We start from the raw sequence: 2,513 nt of genomic DNA on the forward strand, positions 1-2,513 counted from the left end.
GCCGCGGACGCCGTTGAGGGTGCCGAAGTAGTGGTCGAAGGAGCGGTTCTCCTGCATGAGGATCACCACGTGCTTCACATCCGCCACCGAGCCCGTGGCAGCGGTGGCAGCGGACGCGTTGGTGGACGGCAGGCCGACGACGGCGGCGGCGCCGGCGGCCGCGGTGGCGCCGACGAAGGTGCGGCGGGAGAGATCGGACATCGGGGGGAGGCCTCTCGGAGGGGGGCTTCGGTGGGGGAGGTTCAGAGGGTGAAGGTGGCGACGGCGGCGGCGGTGTCCGAGGGCCAGCCGTTGCCGGCGGTGTTCGGATCGGCCTGCGGCCAGCCGGTGGCCAGGGTGTGCGCCTCGACCAGGGTGAGCGGGCCGCCGAACTGCACCTGGTCGATCCGGTCCTGCGGCTCGGCCTTGCTGCCGCGCACCTTGCGGGTCGGCGACCAGGTGTTGCCGGGGGCCGCGGCCGGATCGGGGTGGGCGCTGCGGAAGCTGTCGGTCAGCCCGGCGCCCTGGAGGGCCACCGTGACCGGCCAGTTCACCGGGCCGACCCCGCTGTGGGTGGCCGCGGTGGCGGCCGTCCAGTCCAGGTGCGAGGGCGAGGCCAGGCCCGCGGCCAGCACCACGCCGGTGCCCGCGGCGAGGTCGGCCGTGACGGCGGTGGCCAGCGCCTTGGCCTGCTGGAGCCGGACGGAGGCGTTCTCGGCGGCCTCGACCTGGGCCGCGGTCGAGCCGTCCTGGACGGCCCACGGCCCGTACCCGGTCTCGCTCAGGTGCGCGGCCCAGAGCCGGACCCGGCGCCCGCCGGGCAGCTGGAGGGTGGCCGCGGCGGCGGGCAGCGAGGCGGTCACCGGCGTGACGGCGGTGAGCGGGTAGCGGCTGAGGATGCCGACGCTGCCGGCGCTCTGGTAGGCGAACCAGCCGAGCGCGTCGGCCAGCGCCTGGGCGTTGGTGCCGGCGGTCTCCTGGAGGGCGAGCGCGTCCAGGCCCTGGGTGAGCACCACCCGCAGCTGCTTCTCCAGCGCGTCGGTGACGTGGGTGCCGGCGTCCCAGAGGTTCCAGGCGGCGACCTTCAGGCGCAGCGGGGTGGTCGGGGCGATCACCGGCACCTGCACCACGACGGTGTCGGTGGCGCCCGCGCTGTCCTTGACGCCGACCGTGACCAGGGCCGGGTGGGCGAGCGGTGCGGCCGGGGCGGTGCCGGTCACCGTGCCGTCGGCGGAGACCGAGAGCCAGGAGTCCCCGCTGATCTTGCGGAACGCCGGGGTGCCGGCCGGGTTCCCCGCCGGGCGCATCCAGAGCCGGCCGAGCTTGACGGTGACCGCCGACCCGGGCGTCACCGGGGCGGCGGCGACCACGTCGACCACGGCGTGCGGGCGGGCGACCGAGGGCTTCGGCCGGAAGGTGAACGGCGCGCTCTGCGCCAGGATGCCGTAGCCGTCCTTGGCGAGCAGGTACGCGGTGTACGGGCCGCCGGTCAGCGCCGAGGTGTCCAGCTGGACGTCGCCGGAGGCGCCGGGGGTGTACTTCCACAGCAGCGAGGAGCCGGTGCCGGGGAGCCTGGTGCCGTCGTAGATGCCGACCCAGTTCTTGGTGTCGGAGGCGTTGGTGGTCCAGTGGAAGGTGAGTTTGTCCCCTTCGGTGGGACTTCCGGTGGAGCTGAGGGCGAGCGTGCTGCCTGTGGCCACGGGGTTCCTTCAGGGTCAAGTTGGTCGTACAACTGGACGACCATTGACCCTAAGGGCCGCGTACTGCGCGTGAACAGGGCATGACCGGACGTCGTGAAGCTCGGTAACTCCCTTGCAGGACAAGACAAGTGGCGCTGTCCGGGCATCCGGCGGCGGGACGGCGCGGGGCCCCGCCGGCGGGCGGCCGGCGGGGCCCCGGTGGAACGGGCCGGGTCAGTGCACGGTGCCGGCGTAGCGCCGGGCGAACCGGGTGCCGCTGGCGGCGGTCACGGTCACGTCGTAGCGGCCGTTGTCGAGCGGCCAGTTGACGGTGGCCTGCTTGTTCGCGGCGACCCAGACGGTCTGGGTCTGGCCGGCGAAGTCGTTCGGGGTGAGGGTGAACGACACCTCGGTACCGCCGTCGTTGTGCAGGTGCAGCGCGACCTTGTTGCGGTTGACGATCGCCTCGACCGAGGGGACGGGGGTGTCGTCCTGGCCGGTCCTGGTGACGGTGCCGGCGAAGCGGCGGACGAAGCCGTCGGGGCCGTGGACGGTGAAGTCGTAGCGGCCGTCGGTGGTGGTGGCGTCCCAGGTGTAGGTCTTGCTGGCGGCCGGGGCGACTGTGAACGGCGTGCCCGCGAACGGGAAGGCGATGTTCGGGTAGACCGTGTACGGGAAGCCCGCGGTGCCCGTGTTGGTCATGGTGCAGGTGACCACGCCGGTGGTGCGGTCGACGGTGGCCTCGGCGCCCGGCCCGTACGGCAGCCTGCGGTGGGGGCGCTCCCCCTGCTCCTGGGGTGGGAGGGCTTGGGTGCCGGTGGTGGGGAGTTTGACGGCGGGGAGGTTGGTGTTGGC

Annotated in this window: 3 protein-coding genes; all 3 read right to left on the minus strand. The window is 73.8% G+C overall.

The window, feature by feature from the left end:
- On the minus strand, positions 1–201 hold a 201-nt coding region (locus tag ABT014_RS34375), incomplete at its 3' end, for an alkaline phosphatase family protein (RefSeq protein ID WP_350643773.1).
- 41 nt (positions 202–242) lie between these two features.
- A complete protein-coding gene (locus ABT014_RS34380; RefSeq protein WP_350643775.1) occupies positions 243–1,679 on the minus strand; it encodes an endonuclease/exonuclease/phosphatase family protein in 1,437 nt (478 codons plus the stop codon).
- 213 nt (positions 1,680–1,892) lie between these two features.
- A partial coding sequence (locus ABT014_RS34385; RefSeq protein WP_350643777.1) for a phospholipase domain-containing protein occupies positions 1,893–2,513 on the minus strand: 621 nt, incomplete at its 5' end.

It is taken from the genome of Kitasatospora sp. NPDC094015 (genome assembly GCF_040304075.1).
Classification (GTDB): domain Bacteria; phylum Actinomycetota; class Actinomycetes; order Streptomycetales; family Streptomycetaceae; genus Kitasatospora.